Below are 26,907 nucleotides of genomic sequence, written 5' to 3' on the forward strand. Positions count from 1 at the left end.
CAGGCCGACATGCTTATCTGTTTTACCGGGAACGTCTCTTCCTGGAACTTGGTTTGTCTTTCTCCCTGACATTGTTCAACCAAGCCTTGTCTTCATCGATCATTTTCTTCGCGGCATAAATGAGCAAGAACTGTACGACAATAATCGGTATGCCCATAATACCCGAGACCACTTCAAGCGGAGCAAGCCCGCCGACTCTCAGTAAGAGCAGCGCAAACACGGTGATGATTCCCGCGACGATCAGACGAAGATGTCTCGACGGCTCCGACCTGGCCATGTTTTTCGTACCTGCGTAGGACGCAATCGTATACGTTGTCGAATCGAGTGTCGTAATCATGAAAATCAGCGCGATCACCACAAAAGAAACCAATGCGACAATAGCAAACGGCAGGGAATTGAGTATTGCCGGTATTGCTGCCATTGCATCATTTTGGACAATCTCCAGTACTGGCACCTCGCCTGTCAAATACCTGTGGACACCCAGCCCGCCTAAAACGGCGGTCGCACCCCAGGATATCAGCATTGGTGCCAATAAATAGGTCAGGATCATTTCCCGGATCGTTCTGCCATAGGAAATTTTTGCCGCAAATACACTATGCAGCATCGCCCAAGTCGCATTATAGGCAAACCAGAACACGGTATTACTTTGGATATGGTTCGATTCGCCCAAGTTTATCGCATCTGTGTATAGAGACATATCCACATAGTTCATTACCAGAAAGCCAACAGTGTCTGTAAAATAATTCAGGATAAACACACCAGGCCCGGCGATCATGATAAAGATGGCAAACGCCCCGGCGAGATACATGTTCAGTGTACTCAGCTTCTTAATCCCCCGCTCAATTCCCAGCCAAGCACTGAGGGAGAAAAAGATTACCCAGACAATCGTGACAATCAGCGTTAAGGTAAAGGTAATTTCGATATTAAATATCTCAGCTATGTTATAGGTAACAATTGGCGTACCCAGTCCAAGCGTAACCGCGGCACCGGAGAGAATACTAACAAGGAAAATAATATCCAATACTTTTCCCCCGGCACCATCCGTAAACTTGTCCCCAAAAATCACACGGCACGCCTCGGAAATCCGCATAAACGGCTTTCTACGCACATGCAGAATATAACCCATCGCCGGTGCTGCCAGGACGAAAATAGCAAAGGTCTGGAAACTCCAGAGAAACATACTGTAGGCATTCCCGTACATTAATGCCATTGCAGATTCGGCTTCCACACCAAAAGGCGGATCCACCGCAACATTTGCCCATTCGGTCATTCCTGTCCGCATGATCGTCGACCCAAGCCCCATGGCAATGAGGATCGAGGAATATTCAAACAAGTTAAATCTCGGTTTTTCCAACGGGTCCCCTAAAACGACATTTCCGTATTTGGAAAATGACAGAAAAAGACCCGCGACAACCATGGCAATTGCATACCACAGATAGCCCCAGTTAAATACCCGTACAATCTGGTTAAAAATACTGTTTAATACTGCTAACGCCTCATCTGGATATAACGCAAATGGAATACAAATTGCGAACATGATAAGTAGAGATGGAACAAAAATACTTTTTTCTATTAGTCCTTTTTTATTGGAATCTTTCTTCCCCATTAAACAACATACCTCCATTTTTCTCCATTTCCTGATTTTGTTCCATTTCACTTAGAAGCTTGTTTACTTCCTAAGATACCCTATACATTTACCACGTATGTATAAAACTAAACTTGATGCAAAGGGAATTTTCGACAGAAAACGTGCCATGCGGGTTGCAGATGGCATGTTTTTTAGGGGATGCGGATATACAGGTAAAATGGCGAGGGCTACTGGACATTTCTTCCTCTTATTCCCTGTGTCTTGTCCAATAGAAGTCGCCTATCGGACATTTGTCCCGCTGTTTCCATGAGTTTCGTCTAATAGAAACAGCTATTAGACATTTCCACCCCTCCCCCGCATTAAGTCCAACAGAACCAAGAATCAGCCAAGCCAAAAGGTATACATAACCTGCTTAAAGTCTTATAATATTAAAGTTGTTATTTAAGGAGATTGAGTTAAAATGTTAAAAGCATATTCTTGGCTGACTTTCTGTGTCATTGTATGGGGAAGCAATTTTGTTTTTGGAAAAATCCTGGTTCAGGATTTTTCACCAACCCTTTTAACATCTCTAAGGCTTTTCTTTATCGTGTTATTATTAACGGCTTTATCCTATTATAAAGGGCGTATGAAAAAGCTGGAAAAAACAGATTGGCTTGCGGTTTTCTCTTTAGGGATTATTGGTGTTTTTATTAATCAATGGTCTTTTTTTGTTGGGCTGCAAACAGCGGATCCAACAACCTCTGCTCTGGTTCTAGCCACCGCTCCAATCCTTACCGGGTTTTTAGCTGCCATCTTCCTGAAAGAAAAATTAACCATCCGAATGCTGGCAGGATCTGTGCTTGCAATCCTAGGGATCTTTTTAGTTGTAACGAAGGGCAGTTTATCCTCTGTATATATTGACAAAGGGCTGTGGTGGATCGTTCTGACGATGGTCACATTCGCCATCATGATCATTATCACAAGATCACTTTCCCAGCGGATGGACCCATTTATGATTACTCTCTACTCGAATATTGTAGGATTTATTGTTTCCGTTCCGTTTGTCCTCCTGCTGGACAACCCTTTAAAAGTCGGTAACACTTTTTCCGATTGGGCGCTGCTTATTGGGACGGCCGTTACCGTTCACGGTATCGCTGCACTTATTTGGAATAATTACATTCGTTATGTTGATGCTTCAAAAGCGTCTATCTTATCAAATCTGGAACCTTTCGTGGCGATGATCATGGGCCTCGTTTTACTTTACAAGCCAATCACCGGGGTAGAGATAGCGGGGTCGCTATTTATCGTGGGAGGCGTCATTTTTTCCACCTATCAGCGGAAAACACATCCTCTAAAGCGACGTTTGTAAGGTATAAACCTGACTCTCTGTTTGAGCTAAAATCGTTTGTGATATATTGCATATCATGTTATTTCCTGTATACTATACTCATACAAAACGAACGAAAGGCGGAGAGCCGATGCCAATACCAGCAGACAATAAGAAACCTGTTCGCCAATCTGCCAAGGAAAACGCGCTCAATCAAATACAGCAGTGGATTATTGATGGCACGTTGCTGCCAGGTGAAAAACTGAATGATTCCAAACTGGCCGAGGCCTTGGGAGTCAGCAGAACTCCGGTGCGCGAATCGCTGCAGTTTCTGGAAGTACAGGGATTTGTCGAGATGTATCCGGGTAAAGCAACACAGGTTACAGAAATAGAGCGGGAAGCGATTAAAGACCTTCTCCCGCCACTGGCAGCGCTGCAGTCTTTATCCGCCGAACTGGCTACCCGACATGTGACACAGGAACAACTCAGCCAGCTGGAAAATATCAACGAACGCTTTGCAAAAGCGATCTATTCTCATAACGGCTATGCAGCGCTTAAAGTCGATGAAGAATTTCACCAGCTGATTGTTGATATAACGAAAAACACGTACATTCAGGGTATTGCAGAATCATTGCAGGCCCATGTTCGCAGGCACTTTTTCCATAATTCTATCACCTTAACCGAACAATCCATTGAAGAACATAAGGCCATTATCACCGCCATGAAAAACGGCAACAAAGATAAAGCGGCGGCCATCATGAAGGAAAACTGGCTCAGAACATTACAGGATTTTGATTAAAAGAAAACCGGCTCCCTCGTGTAAAAGAGGAAGCCGGTTTTTTTCAGAAGATAAGAAGTATAAAATAGGAATGTTATTATTATCACTTTCAACAACGGCCACGTCCGGCGCCAGCGCCCAGCAACTAGCAAACTTCACACTCCTTCACTACGATAAGTCAACATCGGCTCGTTAGGTAAAGGAAGGCCGGCTAAGTTCGGCCTTTGCGGCCAACTCACGTCTACCCCTTTTGCAGGGGCATGTTTCCTTTATCTCATTGCGGAGAGGGGAAGTTCGATTAAAACCGCCGCTATGCGCGGCAACATCGAACCACCTGGCATGGCCAGGCGCAGTTTGTACGTTGCTACGAAGCACAGGACGTGCGAGTACAGGCGTTGCCACAGGATGTGGCGTTCTTAGCTTGTAAGGCCGCTTGCGCCTTTGTTCTTTAACTATGAAGCATGAACGGTAGCTGTCTTCTGAAAGCGACTAATAACACCGGTGATGGCAATAACGATGATAGCCGGCAGCACCCATCCAAGCCCCTGGCTGTATAGAGGCAAGGTTTGTTCATAGAAACCTATAATTGGCTGCATCCAGGCGAAATAATCGATTCCCAGTGATTCACAAAGCGCCTTAAGCCCATCAAAAATACTGATCAAAAACGTCACAGCAATGGTCGAGGCATAAACGAGCTGAGCGTGGTTGAACAATGGAGACAAAAATGTCAACAGCATCAGGACAATTGCCAGTGGATACAAGAACATCAGGACCGGCACAGAGTAGGTGATGATGTTTGCCAATCCGAAGTTCGCAATGACAAAGGTCAACGTTGCAAAGAAGATAACCAGCGTCTTATAGCTAATTTTCGGAAACAGTGTATGAAAATATTCCGCATTGGCTGTTGTCAGTCCGATCGCAGTCGTTAAACATGCCAATATAATCGCGATAGCAAGCAGTACAGATCCAAACAAGCCGAAGTAATGGGAAGCAGCACTGCTTAAGACCGGACCGCCGGTTTCAAAGATTCCGAAAACTTGTGTGCTTGTTGCCCCCAAATAGGCAATCCCGGCATAGATTACTCCAAGCAGCAATATAGCAATACTTCCTGATTTGATGGTTGTTTTGAGAATTTCATTTTTCGATGTGACACCCATTGCCCGGATCGCATTAATTACGATAATTCCAAATACCAGCGATGCAAGTGCGTCCATTGTATTATACCCTTCAAGGAAACCAGTTACAAAAGCCCCGCTTTGATAAGCTTCCTGAGGTGCTTCGATCGCTCCCAGCGGATTGATGATTGCCGTTATAAGAAGAACCGCAAGTACAATTACCAGTCCTGGCGCCAAAAATTTCCCAACATTATCAACAAGCTTGGCCGGTTTTAATGAAAATAAAAGTACTACTGCGAAAAACACTAATGTGAAAATAAATAATCCGATTTGTTGCGAAGACTCACTTACAAAAGGTGATACACCAATTTCAAACGCAACCGTTCCCGTACGGGGCGATGCGAAAAATGGCCCGATCGTCAGATAAAGCAGTGACGTGAAAAATACGGCGTATACCGGATGTATCCGGCTAGAAAGCTCCTGCAGATTACGGCTTCCCGAAAAACTCATAGCGATGATTCCTAAGAGCGGCAGCCCTACTCCTGTGATTAAAAATCCAAAAACCGCTGGCAATAAATTTGTTCCGGCATTTTGACCCAGTTGTGCCGGAAAAATCAGATTTCCAGCTCCAAAAAATAGTGCAAACAGCATGACACCAACTGCTGTATATTGCGAAAAAGACAGTTTTCCTTTCATGATGTGCCCTCCCTATGATAGTTATGACTTTATACCCATATGCAATATATCAATAAAATCTATCATACGCTCTTTCATTCCAAAATGCAATATATTACGTAATATTTTTTGACGATTTACGTAAATTAAAATTTAATACCGAGAGAATCTGACAAAAAGCTCAGCAGTGGTGCTGCCGGGACCCTTTTGTCCAATAGGAATGTTTAATGATGCAAAGTTGAAACATATCAGTGAGTATATCTTTTAAACAGATGATAAAGACAATGATTATAATTCGCCACCCGTGACAAACTAACCATACCTTTTACCGCAAATTAATGAATCCATGAGAGAAGTACCAGGAACAAACACTTGAAATAAAAGAACGATACAGAGCATTCAATAAATACAGTTCGTGCAGAAAATTTTACCTTTACCCTTGTTAATGTTATAAGAAAGAAGGGTATACAAAAGCAGCGGTGGAGAAATAGCACAAATCAAGAAGAGGTGCAAAGAGGCTAACCTCGACAAATGCTCGGGGAAGCCTTTTAAAATGCAACAGACATAAGGTTGGAGTATGTCAATGCCCGAAATAATTGACATGATGTCTGGGAATGTTACACTGTAAGAGTTTTGACCAAAAATTACTAGGGAGGTCTTATTATTAAATCCAAGACGATTACATCTGTTTTTTGGGTATCACTTGTCATCGTATCTGTATTTATCATTTGGGGAGCTTTTTTCCCTGCGAATGTAGAATATGTATTAGGCGTGATTGATGGGTTTATTTCAAATACATTTGGCTGGTTTTACTTGCTGGTTACGACAGGATTTGTTGTGCTTGCACTGTTTTTGATCTTCGGGCCATATGCAAAAATTAAACTTGGAAAGCCTGATGATAAGCCTGAGTATAGTTATTTTACCTGGTTTGCGTTTCTGTTCACCGCCGGCATGGGGGTCGGTCTCGTATTCTACGGGGTGACGGAACCTATCACCCATTATTATTCCCCTCCTTCTGCTGACCCTGAAACGGTAGCAGCTGCGGAAGAGTCCATGCAGTACACTTTATTCCACTGGGGATTCCATCCATGGGCAACATACGCGGTGCTTGCACTGGCATTGGCTTATTTCAAATTCCGCCACCGTGCTCCAGCTTTGATCAGTTCTGCTTTTGCACCGCTGATTGGCGATCGCACGAAAGGCCCTTTGGGGATCGCTATTGATACACTCGCCGTTTTTGCAACGGTATTTGGTATCGCAACATCGTTAGGACTTGGTGCAACACAGATTACAGCAGGCTTGAACTATACCTTTGAAGGAATCCCAAATACATTAACGACCAATCTGATTGTCATTTTCGTTATCACCGTATTATTTATGCTTTCTGCTTCTACAGGCATTAACCGGGGTATTCGTTATTTAAGCTGGACAAATATTGTTCTTGCCGTCGCATTGATGCTTTTTGTATTTATTCTCGGCAACTCTGTACGGATGGTCGAGGCATTTACAACAACGGTAGGTAATTATCTGCAAAACCTTCCAAGCATGACACTGGGCATGAATACCTTTACCGGTGACAGAAGTTTCCTTAATGATTGGACACTCTTTTATTGGGCCTGGTGGATCGGCTGGTCGCCTTTTGTTGGAACCTTTATTGCTCGGGTTTCACGAGGGAGGACGATTCGTGAATTTGTCTTAGGGGTAACTTTAGTCCCGGTCATATTCAGTGCCTTCTGGTTCTCTGTTTTCGGTATTGCCGGATTTGAAATGGATCAAGCCCAAGGCGGCATTATCCACCAGCTAATGAACGAGGCGGGCAATGAGGTCGCGTTATTTGCATTTCTTGAGTCACAACCAATGGCAGCCGTAGTTATGGGTATCGCAGTGCTCTTGATTGCATCCTTCTTCATTACTTCTGCCGATTCCGGTACATTTGTGCTTGGCATGCTGACAACTGGAGGCAAATTAAATCCAGGAACGGGCGTTAAGATTGTCTGGGGCGTTATCCTTGCCGGTACTGCAGCAGTACTATTATGGTCTGGCGGGCTGTCGGCACTCCAAATGGCCATGCTGATTGCAGCATTCCCGTTCGCAATATTAATGGTCTTTATGTGCATCTCGCTCCTCAAAGCGCTGAAAAGCGAACATGGCATATTGATGATGGAAAGAAAACAGCGCGAACATGACCCGCAGTTCCGAGAAGCGCAGAAGAAAGAACTCAGAAGAATGCGCGAAGGATTTGAAGAAACACTTCCTGATCCTGAGGATGAAAAAAATAATTAATGAAGAAAGCTGTCCAGAAAGGGGGTCTCCTCCAAACTCTGGACAGCTTTTTTGTATCGTACTTTAGCGAAATATCCAATAGACCGCTATTATCAGGCAAAAATCAGGAGAAAAGTGTGTATCATTCTCCCTCTTCCTCTGGCGCTTTTTGAAATAAAGCTTCCGGAATCATTTCAAACCCTTCAATCACCGTGTTTTCTTCCACTTCCATCATTAAGAAACGTTTCCCATTGAAATGGACTTGACGGACATGTCTTAAGTCTTGTGGGCTGATGGAGATATTCGCTATTTTCGTCTCAATTTTGATCGATTTTGATGTGTATTTTGGTACAATGCTGGTTGCTTTAAACTCGTAACGTTCGTCGTCAACCACCGTTTTAAAAGCGGACTCAACCTTTTCGGTGCTGACATCTTCTATTCCACTGCTTGTTAAAACATTTTCTACATCTTTGTAGTCTAATTTTGGTATGTCTTCCTCTTCATTCTCTTCTACGACACGATGAATCTCTTCATATACATTGGAAAGTGTGGACGTATTGATTTTTTGATCACCAGCTACGTTTTTCACTATTTCCTCAAAAACTATTTTATCCTGTGCAGCAGTCATGATCTCTTCCGCATTTAAAACTTCCTCTATAAAATGATAATCCAGCTCATTCTTCTTCCCTGCCGAGTAAAGAACATGGTTGACATCCGCAGCATTATCCGTAATAGAAGGAAATAAAAAGCCTGATATAGGAGCTTTCAAATTGATAATTGGATCAACCACAATATTATACTTAAACTCCTTTTCCACATAATCAAACAGTAATTCTTTTTTCGGGTCCTGCGTTTTATTCATGCTGCATAAAATAAAGGGATGGGAATAAACGGTATCCCGTTCACTTTCTTCCGCCTCGTCACTCACGCCTTTCATCGGTTTCATATATTCTCCCTTAATAAACGTTATAACAATATCCATTTCGTATTGTTTATCTTTCAGCATTTTTTCTACGAGCTTGAGCATATGCCCTTTCCATTCTTCCGTATCATTGCTTAAAAGGCCTTGATGAAGAATGAGCTGACTGTTGTTTTCCGCATCACGCTGGAACTTTAATTCAAATAACTTTTCATCCAATTGACCGGTAAGTACTTTTTTAAAGTTGTCCATAAACAACTCCTGCTGCTCCGTCTCCAGCATTTCAAATGGCGAACTCTGGTGGTGGTAAATATCACTTGATTCTTTCATGATATACACAGTAAAAATTTCATGTATTTTTAATAAATCGTTATCGACTTTAAATTGTTTGCGGATATCTGCTATGTCTTTTTTGTCCAAAGTTGCTCCACTCCTATGTTGATTATCTGTGTGTTTGTACACGCATTCTATCATTTTATCATAGAAGCGAACTGTTTTTCCGTTCTCCGTTGAAGTTTTCCCTTTGAAGTATGCAACAAAAAAATTATAAATAAAGTGGTTGATTTTTTCTCTACTTCTTCCACTTTATATAGTAAGCGTAAAAAAGAGGTGAAAAATAACCTTGTTCTAATGAGAACATGCTAGATTTCCCTGGTGAAACATGGATAGTATATACGCGAAACGGGGGATTTGGCCAATCCGGAAAGTGCGTGGTTGGAAGAGGTATGCGAGAAAAACCGTAAATCTCCCCAATTGACAGCCTCATAAAACGCTGATAAGATATAAATATAATACGAATTCGTAATGAATGAATTAAGCACTTGTTGATAGCTGGAGGTGAAAAATAAACATGAAAAAAAATCATCTTAAAGCATTTACCGTACTAAATAGAGCGACCCAATCTGTACAAAAAGCCGTCAGAAAAGATGTGGCCCGCTATGGGTTAAATCTAAATGAGTTTGCTGTTTTGGAATTGCTTTATCATAAAGGCGACCAGCCGATCCAATCTCTTGGAAAGAAAATCCTGGTTGCAAGCTCAAGTATTACGTATGTTGTCGATAAGCTTGAAAAAAAAGGGTATATTCACCGGAGACCTTGTGAAGATGATCGCCGTGTCATGTATGCAGCCATTACCGAATCAGGCAAAGAGTTTATGGAAGAGGCATTTCCGGAGCATGAAAAGAAAATCGAATCCATTTTTAATGAATGGTCTGATGAAGAAATGGAAGTGGCGATCGATTTGCTTAAACGACTCGGTTATCACCTGGAAAAAATGTAAAAGTGCTTGATTATTATTTTTTTGCTTTATAGTTCAAATTCGAGATATATAAAACAATAATATGCAAATTAAAAATTAACGTGGTTGATGGAAATTGTGACCTAGACTGCCGCTGCGGAAATACCCTGAGACTCCTGCGGGATGGTAAGCATAGGTGAGACCCCTCAAGCAGAGACAGCGCGAGGAGGCTCACCAGCGCTCAGCAGGTGCGAAGGGGATTTCCGCAACGGCGATTATAAAAACCCACTGATTTACGTCGTCGTTTATAAATTTTGTAATGAAAAAGCCAATAACAATAAGGAGTGATCTCATGGTAACTCTATATACAACACCAAGCTGCACATCCTGCAGGAAGGCAAAAAAATGGCTGCAGGAACAAGAAATACCGTTTACGGAGCGTAATTTGTTCAATGAGCCATTATCGGCGGACGAAATTAAGGGCATCTTACGTTTAACGGAAGATGGCACCGATGAGATTATTTCGAGGCGCTCGAAAGTCTTCCAAAATATAGACGTTAATATAGACCAATTACCAATAAGGAATCTTTTCCGATTGATCGAGGAGAATCCCGGCATCCTCAGAAGGCCCATCATCATGGACGAAAAGCGGCTGCAAGTAGGCTATAACGAAGACGAGATCCGCATGTTTCTGCCAAGAACCATTCGAAAGTTTCAAATGCAGGAATATCAGAAGCAAACATCATAAAGGAGCAAATCGAAATGAAAAAAACAGCAGGCATCCACCACATTACCGCAATTGTCGGTCACCCGCAGGAAAATGTGGACTTCTACGCAGGTGTCTTAGGACTAAGGATGGTGAAAAAGACCATTAACTTTGATGATCCGGGTACGTATCATCTTTACTTTGGCAATAATGGCGGGAAACCAGGTACCATTATCACCTTCTTCCCATGGGCCGGTGCATTCCAAGGTAAAATTGGCGGCGGCCAGGTCGGTGTCACCACCTACGTCATCCCGGTTGGTTCCATACCATTTTGGAAAAATAGATTAGAAAAACACAATATCGAATTTCGTAAGTCCGAACGATTTGGAGAAACGTATCTGGAATTTGCGGATACTCACGGACTGCAATTGGAACTTGTAGAAAGAGAAGATGGCGAACAAAACAATTGGACATCGGGGGATGTAACGCCAGAGACAGCGATTAAAGGTTTTGGCGGCGCAATCCTTCTGTCAACCAACCCTGAGAAGACGCAAAAAACCCTGCAGGAAGTGATGGGTCTTGAGAAAGTTGGAGAAGAAGATGATCTTGTTCGATTCCAATCCTACGGGGAAATTGGTAATATCATCGATGTGAAACAAACACCACTCGGGCGCGGGGAAATGGGCGTAGGAACCGTTCATCATATTGCATGGCGGGCAAAAGATGATGACGACCAACTGGATTGGCAGCAATATGTAGGAAACAAAGGTTATGGGGTTACTCCTGTTCAAGATAGAAATTATTTTAATGCAATTTATTTCAGAGAGCATGGAGAAATACTATTTGAAATTGCCACAGATCCACCAGGATTCGCCCATGATGAACCTTATGAAACAATGGGTCAGGAATTAAAACTGCCATCCCAATATGAACAGTACCGTGAACAGCTGAATCAACGGTTAATTCCAATCAAAGTAAAAAATACCGATAAATAAGGGGAATATTCATGCTTTCTTTTGATCCTGCAAATAATACAGAACGGGAAAACTATAAGTTGCTGATCGGCAGTATTGTTCCAAGGCCAATTGCGTTTGTTACAAGTGTCAGTGATGATGGAACAGTAAACGGAGCACCATTCAGCTATTTCAATGCTGTTTCGTCCAACCCGCCGATGCTATCTGTATCTGTCGGCCGCAGAAACGGGGATAGGAAAGATACAGCCCGAAACATTTTGGGAAATAAAGAATTTGTTGTTCACATCGTGGATGAACAAAATGTCGACAATATAAACATCACGGCAGCCTCCTTGCCGCCCGAGGTGAGTGAAATTGGTAAAGCGGATTTATCACTTGTGGAAAGTGAAACAGTGTCCGTACCGGGAATTAAAGAAGCTAAAGTCCGATTTGAATGCACCCTGGAGCATTCCCTGGAACTGGGAGAAAGCACAGACCTCTTAATCGGAAAGGTCGTTCGTTTTCATATAAATGAAGAAATATATGAAAACGGGCGGATCAACCATCAAACACTAGCAGCGGTCAGCCGATTAGCCGGCTCTGATTACTCGAAGATCGGTGATGTATTTTCTATCGAACGGCCAAAATAAATTATTCAATATTGGAGGATTTTATCATGGAAAATTTAAAAGGTGTACACCACATAACAGCCATTACAAGCAGCGCAGAGAAGATTTATGAGTTTTTCACGTATGTGTTAGGTGTGCGTTTAGTGAAAAAAACGGTAAATCAAGACGATATCCAGACCTATCATTTATTTTTCGCAGATGACGCGGGAAACCCAGGTACAGATATGACATTTTTTGATTTCCCAGGTATTCCAAAAGGTGTGCATGGCACGAATGAGATTGCCAAAACGTCTTTCCGTGTGCCGGATGACAAAGCTCTGGACTATTGGGTTAAACGTTTTGATCGCCTCGAAGTAAAACATAAAGGCATCCAAGAACAATTTGGCAAGAAGACCCTTTCCTTTGTTGATTTTGACGACCAGCAATATCAATTGATTTCGGATGAAAATAATACAGGTGTTGCTGCCGGGACCCCGTGGCAAAAAGGACCGATCCCTTTGGAATACGCGATTACCGGACTGGGACCAGTTTTTGTACGCGTTCAGAACGTTGATTTCTTTAAGGAAGTGCTGGAAAAAGTCTTCTTATTTAAAGAAATTGCCAAGGAAGATGCTTACCACTTGTTTGAAACAGGTGAAGGCGGAAATGGCGCACAAGTGATTGTTGAGTATAATGCCGTCCTCCCTCAAGCACGACAAGGATATGGAACGGTTCACCATGCGGCGTTCCGCACCACTGACAAAGCAGGGATCGAGGATTGGATCGAACGACTTCAAGCATTCCGCCTGCCGAACTCCGGATATGTGGAGCGCTTCTATTTCGGGTCATTGTATACGAATGTTGCCCCACAAATATTGTTTGAAATTGCCACCGATGGGCCTGGATTTACGGGCGATGAACCATATGAAACACTTGGAGAAAAATTAGCTCTGCCGCCAGCTTTTGAAGGCAAGCGCGAGCAAATTGAAAAGATGGTTCGGCCGATTGATACGGTGAGAAGTACGAAAGAGTTTAAGAAGGAATATGAGGATTAATCAATAATAAAAAAAGGAGAATGAATCATGAAGCATATTTTTCAAAAAGGAAATGATCCGGCAAAACCGACATTACTATTATTGCATGGGACTGGAGGTACGGAGCAGGACCTCCTCCCTCTTGCAGAAAAAATCGACCCGGATGCGAATGTTTTAAGTGTAAGAGGAAATGTCTCGGAAAACGGCATGCCGCGCTTTTTCAGGAGATTAGCTGAAGGTGTATTTGATGAGGAAGATTTGATTTTCCGCACAACAGAGCTGAACGAGTTTCTTGATGAAGCAGCTGAAAAGTATGATTTCGACCGCAACAATATTGTTGCTGTAGGGTATTCGAACGGGGCAAATATTGCAGCAAGTCTGCTGTTCCATTATCAGGATGCTTTAAAAGCTGCAATCCTCCACCATCCAATGGTCCCGAGAAGAGGAATTGATTTACCGGATTTGTCGGCTAAAGATGTATTTATCGGCGCAGGCACCAATGATCCGATTTGCTCGGCTGAAGAATCGGAGGAATTGAAGTCATTGCTTGAGGGTGCAGGGGCTGAATTTGAATTACATTGGGAAAATAGAGGACATCAGTTGACTTATAATGAAGTGGAAGCAGCTGGTGAATGGTATAAGGGGATATAAGATTTGTTAGCTCGCTGTTGACTGGGAGACCGGTTGATGGCGGGTTTTAATTTCTTCAGAAACCATATATTAGTATATTGACTGAGATTAAACTCGCAATAATTACGTTCTAAAAATAGGTTTTCAACACTTTCATTGAAACTGCGTTTGCGCATTGATATCCCTCTAATTCATTGATTAGCAGTATTATTGACTATTATAGATTCTAACCTAATGAAATACAGAAGGTTATATTCAAAGAAATATTCTTAAATAGTTTCATGGGTAAAACAATTCATTTACGGCGTTTTACTCCAAGCTTTACTCTCGTTTTTTAATCCATTTCTTATCCTTGCTGCCCCATGTGTTGAAAAACTCGTCTTCATCTAATAAACTTTCATATATCGGATACAAGAATGTATGAATATGATCCATTACCACCTCAAATGTTACATGACCTAAGCCCGTACGGTTCAAGAAAGCCTCCCATTGAGATATTCGAATTTGATCTTGAACAAAAGCATTTGTAAACAAGGCATGGCTCCGTTCAATAATGGTTCTTCTCCACCACCCTTTCTCCTTTTTATAAAGTCCTTTCCCCGATCGTAGAGTCAGTATGCATTTTCTCTGGTACCTTAAGAATGAAACTACCTGCCAAGAAGATGTTTATTAATGTAGCTTTGAAAGGAAATGGTATATGCGTCTCAAATAAAGAGTTGATCAAATGGCTGATCTAGAGAGCATAGCCAATAAATTCGGGGATATCCTGGGTGCAGAGGTCACCACGGAGAAAGGTATGGGGGCTGTAGAGAAGGAAAGAGATTTAGGTGTGACTGTTCAAGAGCGCACATTCAAAAGCGAATGAAGCATGGAAATTCATTTTGAAGCCTTAGAAAATGATGGCACTGCCCTCAACCATGCGGAAATTGTCCTTCTCCCCGAGGAGATCCCTGATTTCACAAGATCACTGGGCAAGAACGATCTGTCCATAACTGCCCTGCATAATCATTGGTTGTTTGCCGAGCCAAGTATTAAATATCTGCATGTCCAATCAGTGGAGAAGCCAGAAGAATTTGCCCGAAAATTAGCTGATTCCATTCAAGCGCTTAAAGTTTAAGGCAAAAGGAGGCTACCCCTGGCCAAACAACAGGGATAGCTTCTATTTGCATCTGACTCATAAATTGAGTGAGAATAAATTTTATTACATTTCCTTCCTTGAAAGAACCCATCACGAGAAAAAGGAGGTTTACTATAGTGCCAAAGATCCGTAATGACAAGAAGTATTATGATATTCAAATAGGTAAGTTCGAAGTTTTCTTTATGAAAAAGTATAAGTTTCTCTCCATCGCCAATGACATTGGATTGGGCATATGGTTTACAGTAGGGAGCATATTATTTTTATGGCATTCCACTCAGACAGCGGGAACCATTCTCTTCATCTTGGGTAGTGTGCAACTGTTAGGGCGTCCTATTTTAAAATTGATGCACGCATTCTTCGTGAGAAAAAACTCACAAAGGAGCCAGAGTGCTTTTCACTGAAATCGCTCAATGATAACCCCCCCCATATCCTTCACGATATGGGGCCATGCACCATTATTGGTTACTTCTTCTCCGAATATGCTGCTTCCCTGCTGGATGGTGTTTTCTTTGATAGAAGTAGAATTGACGACAGCCAGGTAGCCATAGTAGGCTTCCTCCTGTTCGGATAATATCTGCATCATCCAGCCAATTTGCTCCATGCCAAACTTCTTAGCTTCTCTGTATTTTCCGCCTGGCGAATGGCTGCAGTTGCCGCGCAACGAAATTGGTCAGCATGTTATCCGCATCCAGGTGATTTCACAAGTGGCAACAGCTTTTACATTTTCAACCTCATGCAGCTTGCCGCAATTTTTCTGACTATAAATAACCAGTCGTATCGTTTTGAACCTATATCAATAATATTTATATAACCTGCCTTGTTGGGGGAGGGGTCCCGCCGATTAAAAAGTTAAGAAGTGTGATGCTTTTGTACGTATTTTACTAGTACTCGTTAGTTTTTGCATCAGATATCTTTTTGAAAGTGAAAAATGACAATTAAGGAATGTTGACTGGAAATTAACTAAAAGTGTTTTTGACGAGAAGATTTGATTTTCTGCATTAAATATTAGTTTTGTTATTTTATTGCTTTTTTCTGTGTTTTACCTCAAACCTGAGCCCGTTACTTCTTACAGTTATGTGCTTTTTTTGCCAGTATTGGTCTTTTTGTTTTATGTAGGCTAAAACATCCTCTTTTTTTAAACCTTGCATTTTCGCTTCCCAAATCAGCTTCACCCATTCTTCATCAAACGCATACTTATTTTCCATTTCCCCTCCACCCTTCAATAATAGAAATTAATCATTTATATTTTCGAAGTAATTCTCTTATATAATCAAATTATCATGAGCAAATTGCACCGTATAGTAACTAAAGTTATAATTTTTCATTTTTATAGATACTTTTTAAAGGAAAAACATACATCAATGTCAAATATGTATAATGATGAATCAAATTGTTTTTTTGGAGGAAAGTGAATTGAAAAACAAGTTAGAAACATACATACCAGTAAGATTTATTAATATTTTTAACAGAGTTCTACATAACAAAATTACATGTATCCAGGCTCCCGCCGGATATGGAAAAACAACTCTCGTCAAGCATTGGAGTCAACTATCCAAAAGAACCTTTAGGTGGTTTGAAATAACGGACTCCTTCAATAATCCTAAAAATTTACTTTCTTATTTAACTAAAATTCCAAACGATTCAACAAAAGAAGATACAGTAATTATTATAGATAACGTGCATCTTCTGAGAAAACCGGAAGCATTGACAGAATTGAAAAAGTGGCTCATACAGGCTCCTTCATGTAAGACTTTTATATTATTATCACGTATGGATTTATCTGCAATAAAAAATGACTCCGATTTACAACAGGAAACATTTGTGATTGATACGGAGTATTTAAGGTTCACCAAGGAAGAAGTTGAATTCTGGTTATTTCAGCAATATATGGATCCACTTAATTTAACCGAAAATCAAAAAAGAAGCTTATATGAAGTAACGGAAGGTTGTCCTGTTTTACTTCAGCTTTCCTATCATCATCACCTTAGTCATGACGGTCCGTTACTTGATAATCGCGGGAGAGTTACTCCTATTCTGGAGTCTTATGTGCGTCATGAATGGCTGGAACAACTTACAGAAGATACTTTACGGCTATTACGACCGTTAGGTGTACCTCCTTTTTTATCCTTTGATTTTGCAAGAGAGCTATTACAAAAGGAAATGGATCCTCTATTCAATATTCTCGAAAAGCATTTATTAATAAATAAATTTCTAAATAAAAATCAGTGGTTTCACAGGTTCCACCCACTCCTGAGGGCGGTTATAAATGAGAGATTTACCTTTATTGACCACAAGAAGACAATGGATGGGGCAGTTTTATTTTTAGAAAAAGAGGGATTATATAAAGAAGCAGCTGAAATAGCTATCCAAGGACAAAATTCAAAAATGGCTATCAAATACATAAAGAAGATTGCACCAGATATTCTTTTATTACAGGATTATCAAACTATACAGGACTGGTTTGAACGCATTGACTCCAAGGAAATTTATAAAGACAAAGAAATCCTTTCGCTTTATCATTGGGTAATGTCTTTGTCAAAACTAACTAATGCTAAAGAACAAAGCGAATGCCATATGATTATAAATGTGAAAAAAGATCAATGGACGCCATTTATTCAACTCAACCATAGTAATATGCCTTTTATTCAAAGCCGTCTCAGTTTTGAAGGTAATATGAATAAAATAATAAGTAAATATCAAGTCTCTACTTCTCAAGACGACTCTTTGGCTTGCAATCATTTTCGTCAATTAGAGCTTGCAGAGGTATTATATGAACAAAACTATATAAGCGATTCAAGGCGGAATTTAGAAAAAATTTGGCTTGCAATAGAATCTAACCGTTTTCCTGGTATTTCAATTCCCGCACTATGGCTGGAGCTGCTTTGCCATCAATCGGAACATAACATTCAGCAAGTTCATTTTCTTGCAGAGGAGATTTACTATCGCTCCCTCCAGACATCAATTCCGGTTTGGCAACGAATTGGAAAAGCATCAAAAACATACGTTCAACTCCAAGAAGGCTATCACGACGAGGCTGAAGAGTGGGTACATGAACAAAAAAGATTATTGAACAGGTATTGGAATGAATGGACATCTTTTGAATATTTTATGCTCACTCGAGCTTTACTTGCCTTCCAAGACGAAGAAGAAGCTAGCTATTTACTGAATCGCATGATAACGTCGAAATCCTTAGGTAAAGATCACGGTACTCATCTAAAAAGAAGAATCCTTCAAACTATTACAGCAATCAAACTAGAGCAAGAATCAGATGCACGATTTTATCTAAAAGATGCGTTAGAAATCGGGTATAATTACGGTTTTACAAGGTCATTTATCGATGAAGATCCTACATTATTTCTGGCTTTTTCGGATGTTCAAAAAGACATTCCAGAACATCTATTGCAATATAGCAATAAATTATTACAATTAGTAAATAAAGAGGAGTTAAAAGAAATAAAAGTAAATCCTAAAATGAAAGAAGCATTAACTCTTCGTGAAATTGAAATCTTAAAGCACATTCAAAATGGTTTATCTAATCACTCTATAGGAGAGCGATTAAAAATAAAAGAAGGTACTGTAAAAAGCCATCTTAATAGGATATTCAAAAAATTAAACGTTAAAAATAGAGTAGAAGCTATCACAATCGCTAAAAAACAACTGCTGCTTTAGTCTTCGTGACTTACCTTTTTAATTAGCACACCTTTGACGTTGTTACATGGCTAACAGTATAACCGTTTTTGTGCGCACGTCAATCGATCTTACATAACTTTATTTGAAATATTTTCACTCACCCTTGCCACATTCATCACATACGCATCCCTTTTTTATTTTTTATCATAAGGATACGATCGGAAATAAGATGGAATACGTGCAAACTAGGACAAAAAGGAAAGACGGTGAAAACATTGGAATTGTTAGGTATCAGCGGTTTGTGCCTTATTGTTGGCATCTCAGAAAATACCGCAGCAAATTGGATCAAGGATTTTAATGTTTATATCCCGACATCAGACCAGCAGGATGATACATATTATCATCCTGAAGCGATTGAAGTACTGAAATTCATCAAGCAATGTAAAGACCAAAACTATGAAAAGCCACAGATTATGGAAATGTTGAAAAATAGAAGTTTTCCGATCACAGTCGATAGTTCCATAAAAGATGTACAAACAACATTGGAAAATGGAAATTACAAAGAAAATATTTTATCCGTGATGCAGACCATCGGCATGACTGTATCTAATGTAGCTAATCAAGAAAAATGGTTAAAAAACATCCAGGAAAAGCAGGACAGACAAAACAAGCGAATCGAACATGCGGAAAAACAAGCAAAAGAAATAGCCGATTTAAAGCGAGAGATTCAAACATTAAAACAGGAAATTACAAAATAAAAGAAAATGTAGGAAAAGTTTGCTGGTTTATTCAAACAAGCAAAGCGTTAAATCTGATATAAAGCAAACTGAAGGAGGAATCGCCATGTTTCAGCCGGATACGAAAAGAGCTAAACAAGGGGATGTCATCGAATTTATGAGGGAAGAAAAACTTCTAAAAGGAAAGGTATTGCGATCTCAATTAAGAAATAGCAGTGTTGTCGACATCTCCGTCTTCCAGGATTTGAAAGAACTGGAGGTCAACCACCCGAACACTGTTGTCGCACATGATAAATACAGGGTCTTACCATACCATCTTAGATGTAATTACTAAAACACGTATACCTCCCTTAATCTCCTTAGAAAACCGGGCAAAAAGCTGCCCGGTTTTTTCATTCCTATCGAGTAAATATTGTCATAAAGATGCTCACTATTTTTCCCATCCGAGTATTGTTCATATACCAGAGTTTGACAACGCCGTTAGAGCGACTGAAATGGCTGAGGAAAAAATTTTTTTGTTGGTTTCTTTGTTATTCAGTAAACAATCCATTTCATATGTCACCTTTTTTAAGCTACGCCAATCGTCGTCTGGCTGTCTCTTGTTTAAACTATACAATTGTAAAAACTCTATGTATGCCGACCCATTGATTCCATACTTTCCTGTAACTGGGTAAATGAATGATTCAAAGTCGTAATTATTTACGTAAGATAAATAGAATAAGCTGTTTAGCATTGGGGTATTATTTAGTTAACGAAGTGGAGGGTTAGCCCCTCCACTTTGCTTTAGGAATGAGGTTCGTATTCCATTCTAGCGTCAGGTTCTGGAATAAGCCTATTAGCTTAATATGGCAAGGAAGTTAGTTCGAAACTTAGACTTCTTCTAACTGTGAAAAGCACAATCATGCTTTCAACTAATTTCAGCAATATCATAAGCTATTTCACGATCCACTGTCATTTGGATAGAGATTAGGTCACACAGAAGATAAAACCACCAGAAATATCCATCTACATGTAGCAAACGAATTAAAAAAAGAGGCTTCTCAGAAGTTTGGACAACTTATGAGAAGCCTGCAATAATGTAGTAGATATTAGCCAAATGTTAGCATTTTGTTCTCATCTTAAACAAGAACTTTTATATATCAAGGTTTTGGCAGGGCAGCTTACATCATGCCGCCCATACCACCCATGCCACCCATATCAGGTGCACCGCCGCCTTCGTTTTCTTCAGGCTTGTCTGCGACTACAGCCTCAGTAGTCAAGAACATTGCTGCTACAGAACCTGCGTTTTGCAGGGCGGAGCGGGTTACTTTGGTTGGGTCTACGATACCGGCTTCAACCATGTTGACCCATTCGCCGGTTGCTGCGTTGTAGCCGACACCGATTGCTTCGCCTTTTAGACGCTCAACGATGATGGAACCTTCCAGCCCAGCATTGTGTGCGATCTGACGGACAGGCTCTTCCAGTGCACGCAGCACGATGCTTGCACCAGTTGCTTCATCGCCTTCCAGTGCTAATTCCTGCACGTTTTTGTAGACATTCACAAGTGCAGTACCACCACCGGATACGATGCCTTCTTCCACTGCTGCACGTGTGGAGTTTAGTGCATCTTCAATGCGGAGTTTGCGCTCTTTCAATTCGGTTTCCGTTGCTGCACCGACTTTGATGACAGCGACACCGCCAGCTAATTTCGCAAGGCGCTCCTGCAATTTTTCTTTATCAAATTCAGAAGTAGTTTCTTCTGCTTGTGCGCGGATTTGCGCTACGCGGGAAGAAATAGCTTCCGGATTTCCGGATCCTTCGACGATCGTTGTATTTTCTTTGGTTACGACAACTTTAGAAGCGCGTCCCAGCTGCTCCATTGTCGCGCTCTTCAGATCCAGTCCAAGATCTTCGGTGATCACTTCTGCACCAGTCAAAATACCGATGTCTTCAAGCATTGCTTTGCGGCGATCGCCGAAACCTGGTGCTTTAACAGCTACGGCGTTGAATGTGCCGCGCAGTTTGTTGACAACCAGTGTAGCCAGTGCTTCGCCTTCTACATCTTCCGCAATCATAAGAAGTGGCTTGCCTTGCTGTACTACTTGCTCGAGTACTGGTAATACTTCCTGGATGTTGCCGATTTTCTTATCCGTAATTAAAATATATGGATCTTCAAGTACTGCTTCCATTTTGTCCTGGTCTGTCACCATGTACGGGGAAGCATAGCCGCGGTCGAATTGCATCCCTTCAACCACTTCCAGCTCGGTGTTGAATCCTCTTGATTCCTCTACTGTAATGACACCATCATTTCCGACACGCTCCATTGCTTCGGAAATCAGGTTGCCGACTTCATTATCACCGGAGGATACAGCTGCTACCTGAGCAATGGACTCTCTAGAGTCAATAGGCTCGGAAATGGTTTGCAGTTCTTTGACAGCTGCTGCAACTGCTTTTTCAATTCCGCGGCGAATTCCTACAGGGTTTGCTCCGGAGGTTACGTTTTTCAAGCCTTCCTGGATCATTGCCTGGGCAAGAACCGTTGCGGTTGTCGTACCGTCACCGGCAACATCATTTGTTTTTGATGCTACTTCGGATACTAGCTGAGCACCCATGTTTTCAAAAGCGTCTTCCAGTTCGATTTCTTTTGCGATGGTCACCCCGTCATTGGTGATCAGCGGGGAGCCGAATTTTTTATCCAATACAACATTGCGACCTTTTGGCCCCAAGGTTACTTTTACTGCATCTGCTAATGTATCGACACCGCGGAGCATTGCCCGGCGCGCGTCTTCATTAAATTTCAGTTCTTTAGCCATGTAAAAAAGCCCTCCTTAAAATTAAATCAGCTTGTGAAGTTTTAAGTATATGGTTATTTAACCGATAACTGCCAGGATGTCGCTTTCCCGAAGAATTAAATACTCTGTGCCTTCATAATTCACTTCGGTGCCGGCGAATTTGGAGAAAACAATCCGGTCGCCTTCTGTTACTTCCAGGGCAACTTTTTCTCCGCTGTCGATTACTTTGCCGGATCCGACTGCCACGACTTTACCTTCTTGAGGTTTTTCTTTGGCAGAGTCTGGAAGTACGATACCGCTTGCAGTTTTTTCTTCCTGCTCAACAAGCTCGATTACAACACGATCTCCTAGTGGTTTAATCATGTAGAAAGCCTCCTTGATTCCATGTCTGGTTTTTGTTGTTAGCACTCTAACCATTCGAGTGCTAAACTCAATTCTTATAATAAATAATTCATTTAAAAAATGCAAGCGTAAGATGGTCTGTTTTTGCGGTTTTTGTGTGACGGGATTCGACAAAGGGGGTTTTGTAAAAAAATTGAGGCAGCGAGGATTCGTTCCATCTTAAAAAAGGAAGGCTGAAATGGATTGTCCATTTCAGCCTTCCTTATACAATCCGTCCTAACTTCCGAGTTTTTTTCATGCAGAATGATGCAATTTCTCAGCAAGCCGCTGGATTTTTGGCAGATTTCCAATATCCATATTCCCGCCGCTTACAATAACACCACAGTGACGCGATGCGATTTGCTTATGATGTGCAAAAAGTGCGCCTAATGCTGCAGCGCCTGCACCTTCCATTAATGTCTTATTCCGCTCAAGCATATAAACAATGGCAGAAGCGATCTCTTCATCTGTAACGGTTATGATATCATCAACCCATTCACGTATCAGCGGCAATGTGTTTTTGCCAGGCTGTTTGACGGCGATGCCTTCAGCGATCGTAGAAACAGATTTCAAGTTCCGCGCATCTTGATTATGATAGCTATCATGTATTGCGGATGCTCCGCTTGCTTGAACACCAATAATTTTTATATTAGGGTTTACGTGCTTAGCGGCAACTGCTGTACCACTAATAAGCCCTCCCCCGCCAATGGGTACCATAATCGTATCAAGAAGTGGCTCCTGATGCAGCATCTCCATGGCAATTGTGCCCTGACCTGCCATGACATCATAATCGTCAAACGGATGAATATAAACAGCTCCCGTCTGCAGCTGTCTTTTCATGGAGGCTTCATAGGCTTCCTGAAACGACTCTCCTATGAGCACAATATCAGCGCCATAGTTCCTTGTTGCATGAACTTTTGCAAGTGGCGTTTTTTCAGGCATGAATATCGTTGCACTCGCACCAAATTTTGCCGCAGCATGGGCAACACCTTGTGCGTGATTTCCTGCTGAAGCAGTTATAACGCCATTTTTTAATTGTTCATCCGTTAACTGCATTAATTTAAAACTGGCGCCTCTAAATTTAAATGCACCCGTTTTTTGTTGGTTTTCCATTTTAAAATAAACATTTTTCTCAAGTAATTCGTTGGTCGTCTTTGATGTTAGTAAAGGTGTACGATGGACAATGGGTGTTAAACTTTCCATTGCCGTATAAACCTTTTCACCTGTTAAACAATCCCCAATGGTTTCACTCTCCTCATTATTTTCCTAAAGCTTTTTCATATGCCTCTATTTTCTTCTCGAGCTTTAAGGTTAAGGCTATTTCATCCAACCCATTTAATAATTTTTCCTTATGAAAAGCTGGGATGTCAAAATGCACCTCATGTTCGTGCCCATCAACGATCCGCTGACCCTCTAGATCTACATCTAATACCAATGCAGACTCCTCAGCCTGGCGCATCCATTGCTTTAACAGTGATTCGTCCAGTTGAATGGGGATAATTCCATTTTTTAAAGCATTATTATAAAAAATATCTGCGAAGCTCGGAGCTATAATAACGCGGAAACCGTAATCCAACAATGCCCAGGGTGCATGCTCCCTGGAAGAGCCGCAGCCAAAGTTCTCCCCTGCTAATAAAATTGTGGCATCTTGGTATGCCGGCTTATTCAATCCAAAATCAGCCCGCTCATTCCCATCATCATCAAATCGCCAATGATAAAAAAGAAATTTGCCGAATCCAGTTCGTTCGATACGTTTTAAAAATTGTTTCGGTATAATCTGGTCGGTATCAACATTCGTTCGGTTTAAAGGGTAAACCAATCCCTTATGCTCCTGAATTGCTTCCATAACACACACCTCCTAGTTAGGTACACCTGCAAATTTGCGAACATCCACAAAATGACCTTCTATTGCAGCTGCAGCTGCCATTTCTGGACTTACTAAATGCGTACGAGCCCCGTTTCCCTGTCTTCCTTCAAAATTCCGGTTCGAGGTCGATGCACATCTTCCCGCCGGTGGGACAATATCATCGTTCATCCCTAAACACATACTGCAGCCGGATTCGCGCCACTCAAAGCCTGCCTGTTTAAAAATCGTATCCAGTCCCTCTTTTTCCGCTTCCAGTTTGACACCGAACGAACCTGGGACAACAATAGCCCTCACTTGTGGGTTTACTTGTTTTCCTTCAACTATTGCAGCTGCTTTTTTTAGATCACCAATGCGCGAATTGGTACATGAACCAATAAATACATGATCGATTGCGATGGATGTCATCGGCTGATTTTCTTTCAGCCCCATATACTCTAAGGCTCGCTTGACATCTTCCCTATGGTCAACATCGTCCAGGCTTGGAGTTGCTCCACTAACGGGCACACACATGCCCGGATTTGTTCCCCATGAGACCTGTGGCTCAATCTCTGCCGCATTGATGGTTACGGTCTTATCGTAGACAGCACCTTCGTCTGTTGCCAGATTAAGCCAGGAGTCAGCTAACTCCGTAAATGCCGCGCCCTCAGGCACATATTCTTTTCCTTCTAAATAATCAATTGTTTTCTGATCAGGGCTGATTAATCCGGCCCTTGCTCCAGCTTCAATGGACATATTGCATACCGTCATGCGACCTTCCATCGATAAATTCCGAATTGCATCACCTGTATATTCCATGACATAGCCTGTTCCGAATCGCACTCCAAATTTAGCAATGATTGCCAGAATTAAATCCTTTGCCGTTACTCCTGGGCCCAGATCGCCTTCTACATGCACATTCAATGTTTTAGGCTGTTCCTGCTGCAACGTCTGGGTTGCCAGCACATGCTCCACTTCACTTGTGCCGATCCCAAAAGCTAACGCGCCAAATGCACCATGTGTGGAGGTGTGACTATCGCCGCAGACAATTGTTTTTCCCGGTTGGGTTAATCCAAGCTGCGGGCCGATCACATGAACAATGCCCTGATCCGGATGCGCCATGTCTGCTAATGGGATATCGTGATCTTTACAATTTTGCCTTAATGTTTCCATTTGCTTATTGGCAATTTGGTCTTTAACCACATCCCGATCTTTGGTGGGAACATTGTGATCCATTGTGGCATAGGTTAAATCCGGCCTGCGCACTTTTCTATTGTTCAGACTCAAGGATTCAAAAGCCTGAGGAGAGGTTACCTCATGCACTAAATGCAGATCAATATACATTAAATCCGGTTTTCCTGCCTCTTGATGCACGACATGTTTATTCCAAATTTTACTGACAATAGTTTCAGGTCTTGCCATTTGCTAAACCTCCTCTGCTTATTAGGCATACATATTACTAATGCTATTGCAAACACTTTTCGTCGTCAGGTTTTCCAGTACCATTTCTGTCATTTTTTTTGTACCAACTTGCTTGCCATCCTTCATCTGCAAATCAGGGGTATGATATCCCTGTTCCAGACATTCGCTGACAGCTTCTTCAACCTCTGCCGCTTCCTGTTCCATTCCGAATGAGTGCCGGAGCATGAGTGCGCTTGAGAGAATCATTCCTAATGGATTCGCTACCTCCTTACCAGCAATGTCAGGCGCTGAACCATGAACAGGTTCATATAGTCCGAGGCCATCGGAACGTATACTGGCAGATGGCAGCATTCCCAGTGAGCCTGTTAAGACGGATGCTTCATCACTTAAAATATCACCAAATAAATTTTCCGTAACGATGGTATCAAAGCGATCCGGCTGTGTGATCAATTTCATTGCTGCAGCATCAACGAGCAGATGCTCTACCGTTACATCCGGGTAATCCTTGCTTTTCTCCTCCACAATTTCCCGCCACATGCGGCTGGATTCCAGGACATTCGCTTTATCAACAGATGTTAAATGATTGTTTCTTAGACGCGCGCTTTGAAAAGCTTTATCAATAATCCGTTCCATTTCGCTCCGCTTGTAATAAAGGGTATCAACAACCGCTTCCCCCTCTTCACGCCTTTCACTTGGCTTGCCGAAATAAAGCCCACCTGTCAGCTCCCGAATGATTAAGATATCACTGCCGCTAATCACACCTTTTTTTAATGGAGAAGCATCGAGTAATGGAGCAAAGCCTTTCACAGGACGAAGGTTAGCAAATAATCCCAACGTCTTTCGAATTCCCAGCAATCCTTTTTCAGGTCTCAGATGCGCTGGAAAAGCGTCCCATTTTTCTCCCCCAACTGCTCCCAGTAAAATCGCATCCGCCTCTTGACAGGCCTTCATCGTGTTTTCCGGCAGTGGCACCCCATAATGGTCAATCGCGTCTCCACCGATCTTATGCTGATGAAATGTAAAGGTATGGCCAAATTCACTGGCAATCGTGTTTAATACAACTTCCGCAGCTTCCATAATTTCTTTTCCAACACCATCGCCCGGAAGCAGAATAATTTGTTTATTCATAATAAGGTCTCCCTCCTCTTATTTATGAAAGGAAACCGGCTATTTT

Annotated in this window: 27 protein-coding genes; 15 read left to right on the forward strand and 12 right to left on the reverse strand. The window is 41.7% G+C overall.

Annotated features, from left to right (window positions below; translation table 11 throughout):
• Positions 1 to 22: 22 nt before the first annotated feature.
• Positions 23 to 1,606 (reverse strand): BCCT family transporter, encoded by a 1,584-nt coding sequence (locus CEG13_RS14260; RefSeq protein ID WP_100012568.1) that lies wholly within the window; start codon positions 1,604 to 1,606, stop codon positions 23 to 25.
• 442 nt (positions 1,607 to 2,048) lie between these two features.
• Between CEG13_RS14260 and CEG13_RS14265 the strand changes: the two genes are divergently transcribed.
• The gene (locus CEG13_RS14265) at positions 2,049 to 2,936 is read left to right on the forward strand and encodes a DMT family transporter (protein ID WP_100012569.1); all 888 of its coding nucleotides are present in this window, start codon (positions 2,049 to 2,051) and stop codon (positions 2,934 to 2,936) included.
• 109 nt (positions 2,937 to 3,045) lie between these two features.
• A complete protein-coding gene (locus tag CEG13_RS14270; protein WP_100012570.1) occupies positions 3,046 to 3,693 on the forward strand; it encodes a GntR family transcriptional regulator in 648 nt (215 codons plus the stop codon).
• A 431-nt stretch (positions 3,694 to 4,124) separates the two neighbouring features.
• Here CEG13_RS14270 and brnQ read toward each other — a convergent pair whose 3' ends face one another.
• Positions 4,125 to 5,483, reverse strand: a complete 1,359-nt coding sequence (brnQ, locus tag CEG13_RS14275) for a branched-chain amino acid transport system II carrier protein (RefSeq protein ID WP_100012571.1) — start codon at positions 5,481 to 5,483, stop codon at positions 4,125 to 4,127.
• Positions 5,484 to 6,122: 639 nt separating this feature from the next.
• Here brnQ and CEG13_RS14280 point away from each other — a divergent pair.
• The gene (locus CEG13_RS14280) at positions 6,123 to 7,745 is read left to right on the forward strand and encodes a BCCT family transporter (RefSeq protein ID WP_100012572.1); all 1,623 of its coding nucleotides are present in this window, start codon (positions 6,123 to 6,125) and stop codon (positions 7,743 to 7,745) included.
• A gap of 121 nt (positions 7,746 to 7,866) precedes the next feature.
• Here CEG13_RS14280 and CEG13_RS14285 read toward each other — a convergent pair whose 3' ends face one another.
• Positions 7,867 to 9,063 carry a DUF4317 domain-containing protein gene (locus tag CEG13_RS14285; protein WP_100012573.1) on the reverse strand — a complete coding sequence of 399 codons (1,197 nt, stop codon included), beginning with the start codon at positions 9,061 to 9,063 and terminating at the stop codon, positions 7,867 to 7,869.
• 430 nt (positions 9,064 to 9,493) lie between these two features.
• On the opposite strand from CEG13_RS14285, the gene CEG13_RS14290 reads away from it, so the two are divergent.
• The 6 genes from CEG13_RS14290 (at position 9,494) to CEG13_RS14315 (ending at position 13,832) form a co-directional block, all read left to right on the forward strand.
• Positions 9,494 to 9,922, forward strand: coding sequence for a MarR family winged helix-turn-helix transcriptional regulator (locus CEG13_RS14290; RefSeq protein ID WP_100012574.1), 429 nt, complete (start codon positions 9,494 to 9,496; stop codon positions 9,920 to 9,922).
• A gap of 310 nt (positions 9,923 to 10,232) precedes the next feature.
• On the forward strand, positions 10,233 to 10,628 hold the full coding sequence (spxA, locus tag CEG13_RS14295) for a transcriptional regulator SpxA (protein ID WP_100012575.1): 396 nt from the start codon (positions 10,233 to 10,235) through the stop codon (positions 10,626 to 10,628).
• Between the two features lie 14 nt (positions 10,629 to 10,642).
• The gene (locus CEG13_RS14300; protein WP_100012576.1) at positions 10,643 to 11,581 is read left to right on the forward strand and encodes a ring-cleaving dioxygenase; all 939 of its coding nucleotides are present in this window, start codon (positions 10,643 to 10,645) and stop codon (positions 11,579 to 11,581) included.
• A gap of 11 nt (positions 11,582 to 11,592) precedes the next feature.
• A complete protein-coding gene (locus CEG13_RS14305; protein WP_100012577.1) occupies positions 11,593 to 12,189 on the forward strand; it encodes a flavin reductase family protein in 597 nt (198 codons plus the stop codon).
• 26 nt (positions 12,190 to 12,215) lie between these two features.
• Positions 12,216 to 13,202: a ring-cleaving dioxygenase gene (locus CEG13_RS14310; RefSeq protein WP_100012578.1), complete on the forward strand. Its 987-nt coding sequence runs from the start codon at positions 12,216 to 12,218 to the stop codon at positions 13,200 to 13,202.
• 27 nt (positions 13,203 to 13,229) lie between these two features.
• Positions 13,230 to 13,832, forward strand: coding sequence for an alpha/beta hydrolase (locus CEG13_RS14315; RefSeq protein WP_100012579.1), 603 nt, complete (start codon positions 13,230 to 13,232; stop codon positions 13,830 to 13,832).
• A gap of 300 nt (positions 13,833 to 14,132) precedes the next feature.
• On the opposite strand, the gene CEG13_RS18825 is transcribed toward CEG13_RS14315, so the two are convergent.
• Positions 14,133 to 14,288 carry a hypothetical protein gene (locus CEG13_RS18825; RefSeq protein WP_158234706.1) on the reverse strand — a complete coding sequence of 52 codons (156 nt, stop codon included), beginning with the start codon at positions 14,286 to 14,288 and terminating at the stop codon, positions 14,133 to 14,135.
• Positions 14,289 to 14,535: 247 nt separating this feature from the next.
• On the opposite strand from CEG13_RS18825, the gene CEG13_RS18830 reads away from it, so the two are divergent.
• The 3 genes from CEG13_RS18830 to CEG13_RS14325 all read left to right on the forward strand — a co-directional run bounded on the left by CEG13_RS18830 (position 14,536) and on the right by CEG13_RS14325 (position 15,350).
• Positions 14,536 to 14,676 carry a hypothetical protein gene (locus tag CEG13_RS18830; protein WP_158234707.1) on the forward strand — a complete coding sequence of 47 codons (141 nt, stop codon included), beginning with the start codon at positions 14,536 to 14,538 and terminating at the stop codon, positions 14,674 to 14,676.
• Positions 14,677 to 14,679: 3 nt separating this feature from the next.
• The gene (locus tag CEG13_RS14320) at positions 14,680 to 14,928 is read left to right on the forward strand and encodes a DUF1259 domain-containing protein (RefSeq protein ID WP_100012580.1); all 249 of its coding nucleotides are present in this window, start codon (positions 14,680 to 14,682) and stop codon (positions 14,926 to 14,928) included.
• A gap of 203 nt (positions 14,929 to 15,131) precedes the next feature.
• Entirely contained in the window at positions 15,132 to 15,350 is a 219-nt protein-coding gene (locus CEG13_RS14325) for a YrhK family protein (protein ID WP_100012614.1), read from the forward strand.
• Here the strand turns inward: CEG13_RS14325 and CEG13_RS14330 are convergent.
• Both CEG13_RS14330 and sinI read right to left on the reverse strand, forming a co-directional pair.
• Positions 15,344 to 15,550, reverse strand: coding sequence for a hypothetical protein (locus CEG13_RS14330; protein WP_100012581.1), 207 nt, complete (start codon positions 15,548 to 15,550; stop codon positions 15,344 to 15,346). The two genes, CEG13_RS14325 and CEG13_RS14330, sit on opposite strands and share 7 nt — an antisense overlap.
• A 418-nt stretch (positions 15,551 to 15,968) precedes the next feature.
• Positions 15,969 to 16,154, reverse strand: a complete 186-nt coding sequence (sinI, locus tag CEG13_RS14335; protein WP_100012582.1) for a DNA-binding anti-repressor SinI — start codon at positions 16,152 to 16,154, stop codon at positions 15,969 to 15,971.
• A gap of 208 nt (positions 16,155 to 16,362) precedes the next feature.
• Here sinI and CEG13_RS14340 point away from each other — a divergent pair, with 208 nt between their 5' ends.
• The 3 genes from CEG13_RS14340 (at position 16,363) to CEG13_RS14350 (ending at position 19,650) form a co-directional block, all read left to right on the forward strand.
• Positions 16,363 to 18,618, forward strand: a complete 2,256-nt coding sequence (locus CEG13_RS14340; RefSeq protein ID WP_158234708.1) for a helix-turn-helix transcriptional regulator — start codon at positions 16,363 to 16,365, stop codon at positions 18,616 to 18,618.
• Positions 18,619 to 18,845: 227 nt separating this feature from the next.
• The gene (locus CEG13_RS14345) at positions 18,846 to 19,337 is read left to right on the forward strand and encodes a MerR family transcriptional regulator (protein WP_158234709.1); all 492 of its coding nucleotides are present in this window, start codon (positions 18,846 to 18,848) and stop codon (positions 19,335 to 19,337) included.
• A gap of 85 nt (positions 19,338 to 19,422) precedes the next feature.
• Complete coding sequence (locus CEG13_RS14350) at positions 19,423 to 19,650, forward strand: DUF2187 family protein (protein ID WP_100012585.1); 228 nt, start codon at positions 19,423 to 19,425, stop codon at positions 19,648 to 19,650.
• 826 nt (positions 19,651 to 20,476) lie between these two features.
• Here the strand turns inward: CEG13_RS14350 and groL are convergent.
• From groL to leuB, 6 genes are all read right to left on the reverse strand, one after another.
• Positions 20,477 to 22,108 carry a chaperonin GroEL gene (gene groL / locus CEG13_RS14355; RefSeq protein ID WP_100012586.1) on the reverse strand — a complete coding sequence of 544 codons (1,632 nt, stop codon included), beginning with the start codon at positions 22,106 to 22,108 and terminating at the stop codon, positions 20,477 to 20,479.
• Positions 22,109 to 22,165: 57 nt separating this feature from the next.
• Entirely contained in the window at positions 22,166 to 22,450 is a 285-nt protein-coding gene (gene groES, locus CEG13_RS14360; RefSeq protein WP_100012587.1) for a co-chaperone GroES, read from the reverse strand.
• A 273-nt stretch (positions 22,451 to 22,723) separates the two neighbouring features.
• A complete protein-coding gene (gene ilvA, locus CEG13_RS14365) occupies positions 22,724 to 23,671 on the reverse strand; it encodes a threonine ammonia-lyase (RefSeq protein WP_100012588.1) in 948 nt (315 codons plus the stop codon).
• Between the two features lie 55 nt (positions 23,672 to 23,726).
• A complete protein-coding gene (gene leuD / locus CEG13_RS14370) occupies positions 23,727 to 24,314 on the reverse strand; it encodes a 3-isopropylmalate dehydratase small subunit (protein WP_100012589.1) in 588 nt (195 codons plus the stop codon).
• Between the two features lie 12 nt (positions 24,315 to 24,326).
• Complete coding sequence (gene leuC, locus CEG13_RS14375; protein ID WP_100012590.1) at positions 24,327 to 25,733, reverse strand: 3-isopropylmalate dehydratase large subunit; 1,407 nt, start codon at positions 25,731 to 25,733, stop codon at positions 24,327 to 24,329.
• A 21-nt stretch (positions 25,734 to 25,754) separates the two neighbouring features.
• A complete protein-coding gene (gene leuB, locus CEG13_RS14380) occupies positions 25,755 to 26,861 on the reverse strand; it encodes a 3-isopropylmalate dehydrogenase (protein WP_100012591.1) in 1,107 nt (368 codons plus the stop codon).
• Between the last annotated feature and the right edge of the window lie 46 nt (positions 26,862 to 26,907).

Source organism: Lentibacillus sediminis (assembly GCF_002763455.1).
Taxonomy (GTDB): domain Bacteria; phylum Bacillota; class Bacilli; order Bacillales; family Amphibacillaceae; genus Lentibacillus_D; species Lentibacillus_D sediminis_A.

What these genes read in the sequence shown, in the direction of transcription:
- CEG13_RS14260 (WP_100012568.1), bottom strand. Translation starts at nt 1,606, where the DNA reads ATGGGGAAGAAAGATTCCAATAAAAAAGGACTAATAGAAAAAAGTATT.
- CEG13_RS14265 (WP_100012569.1), top strand. Translation starts at nt 2,049, where the DNA reads ATGTTAAAAGCATATTCTTGGCTGACTTTCTGTGTCATTGTATGGGGA.
- CEG13_RS14270 (WP_100012570.1), top strand. Translation starts at nt 3,046, where the DNA reads ATGCCAATACCAGCAGACAATAAGAAACCTGTTCGCCAATCTGCCAAG.
- brnQ (WP_100012571.1), bottom strand. Translation starts at nt 5,483, where the DNA reads ATGAAAGGAAAACTGTCTTTTTCGCAATATACAGCAGTTGGTGTCATG.
- CEG13_RS14290 (WP_100012574.1), top strand. Translation starts at nt 9,494, where the DNA reads ATGAAAAAAAATCATCTTAAAGCATTTACCGTACTAAATAGAGCGACC.
- spxA (WP_100012575.1), top strand. Translation starts at nt 10,233, where the DNA reads ATGGTAACTCTATATACAACACCAAGCTGCACATCCTGCAGGAAGGCA.
- CEG13_RS14300 (WP_100012576.1), top strand. Translation starts at nt 10,643, where the DNA reads ATGAAAAAAACAGCAGGCATCCACCACATTACCGCAATTGTCGGTCAC.
- CEG13_RS14305 (WP_100012577.1), top strand. Translation starts at nt 11,593, where the DNA reads ATGCTTTCTTTTGATCCTGCAAATAATACAGAACGGGAAAACTATAAG.
- CEG13_RS14310 (WP_100012578.1), top strand. Translation starts at nt 12,216, where the DNA reads ATGGAAAATTTAAAAGGTGTACACCACATAACAGCCATTACAAGCAGC.
- CEG13_RS14315 (WP_100012579.1), top strand. Translation starts at nt 13,230, where the DNA reads ATGAAGCATATTTTTCAAAAAGGAAATGATCCGGCAAAACCGACATTA.
- CEG13_RS18830 (WP_158234707.1), top strand. Translation starts at nt 14,536, where the DNA reads ATGGCTGATCTAGAGAGCATAGCCAATAAATTCGGGGATATCCTGGGT.
- CEG13_RS14320 (WP_100012580.1), top strand. Translation starts at nt 14,680, where the DNA reads ATGGAAATTCATTTTGAAGCCTTAGAAAATGATGGCACTGCCCTCAAC.
- CEG13_RS14325 (WP_100012614.1), top strand. Translation starts at nt 15,132, where the DNA reads ATGAAAAAGTATAAGTTTCTCTCCATCGCCAATGACATTGGATTGGGC.
- CEG13_RS14330 (WP_100012581.1), bottom strand. Translation starts at nt 15,550, where the DNA reads ATGGAGCAAATTGGCTGGATGATGCAGATATTATCCGAACAGGAGGAA.
- sinI (WP_100012582.1), bottom strand. Translation starts at nt 16,154, where the DNA reads ATGGAAAATAAGTATGCGTTTGATGAAGAATGGGTGAAGCTGATTTGG.
- CEG13_RS14350 (WP_100012585.1), top strand. Translation starts at nt 19,423, where the DNA reads ATGTTTCAGCCGGATACGAAAAGAGCTAAACAAGGGGATGTCATCGAA.
- groL (WP_100012586.1), bottom strand. Translation starts at nt 22,108, where the DNA reads ATGGCTAAAGAACTGAAATTTAATGAAGACGCGCGCCGGGCAATGCTC.
- groES (WP_100012587.1), bottom strand. Translation starts at nt 22,450, where the DNA reads ATGATTAAACCACTAGGAGATCGTGTTGTAATCGAGCTTGTTGAGCAG.
- ilvA (WP_100012588.1), bottom strand. Translation starts at nt 23,671, where the DNA reads ATGGAAAGTTTAACACCCATTGTCCATCGTACACCTTTACTAACATCA.
- leuD (WP_100012589.1), bottom strand. Translation starts at nt 24,314, where the DNA reads ATGGAAGCAATTCAGGAGCATAAGGGATTGGTTTACCCTTTAAACCGA.
- leuC (WP_100012590.1), bottom strand. Translation starts at nt 25,733, where the DNA reads ATGGCAAGACCTGAAACTATTGTCAGTAAAATTTGGAATAAACATGTC.
- leuB (WP_100012591.1), bottom strand. Translation starts at nt 26,861, where the DNA reads ATGAATAAACAAATTATTCTGCTTCCGGGCGATGGTGTTGGAAAAGAA.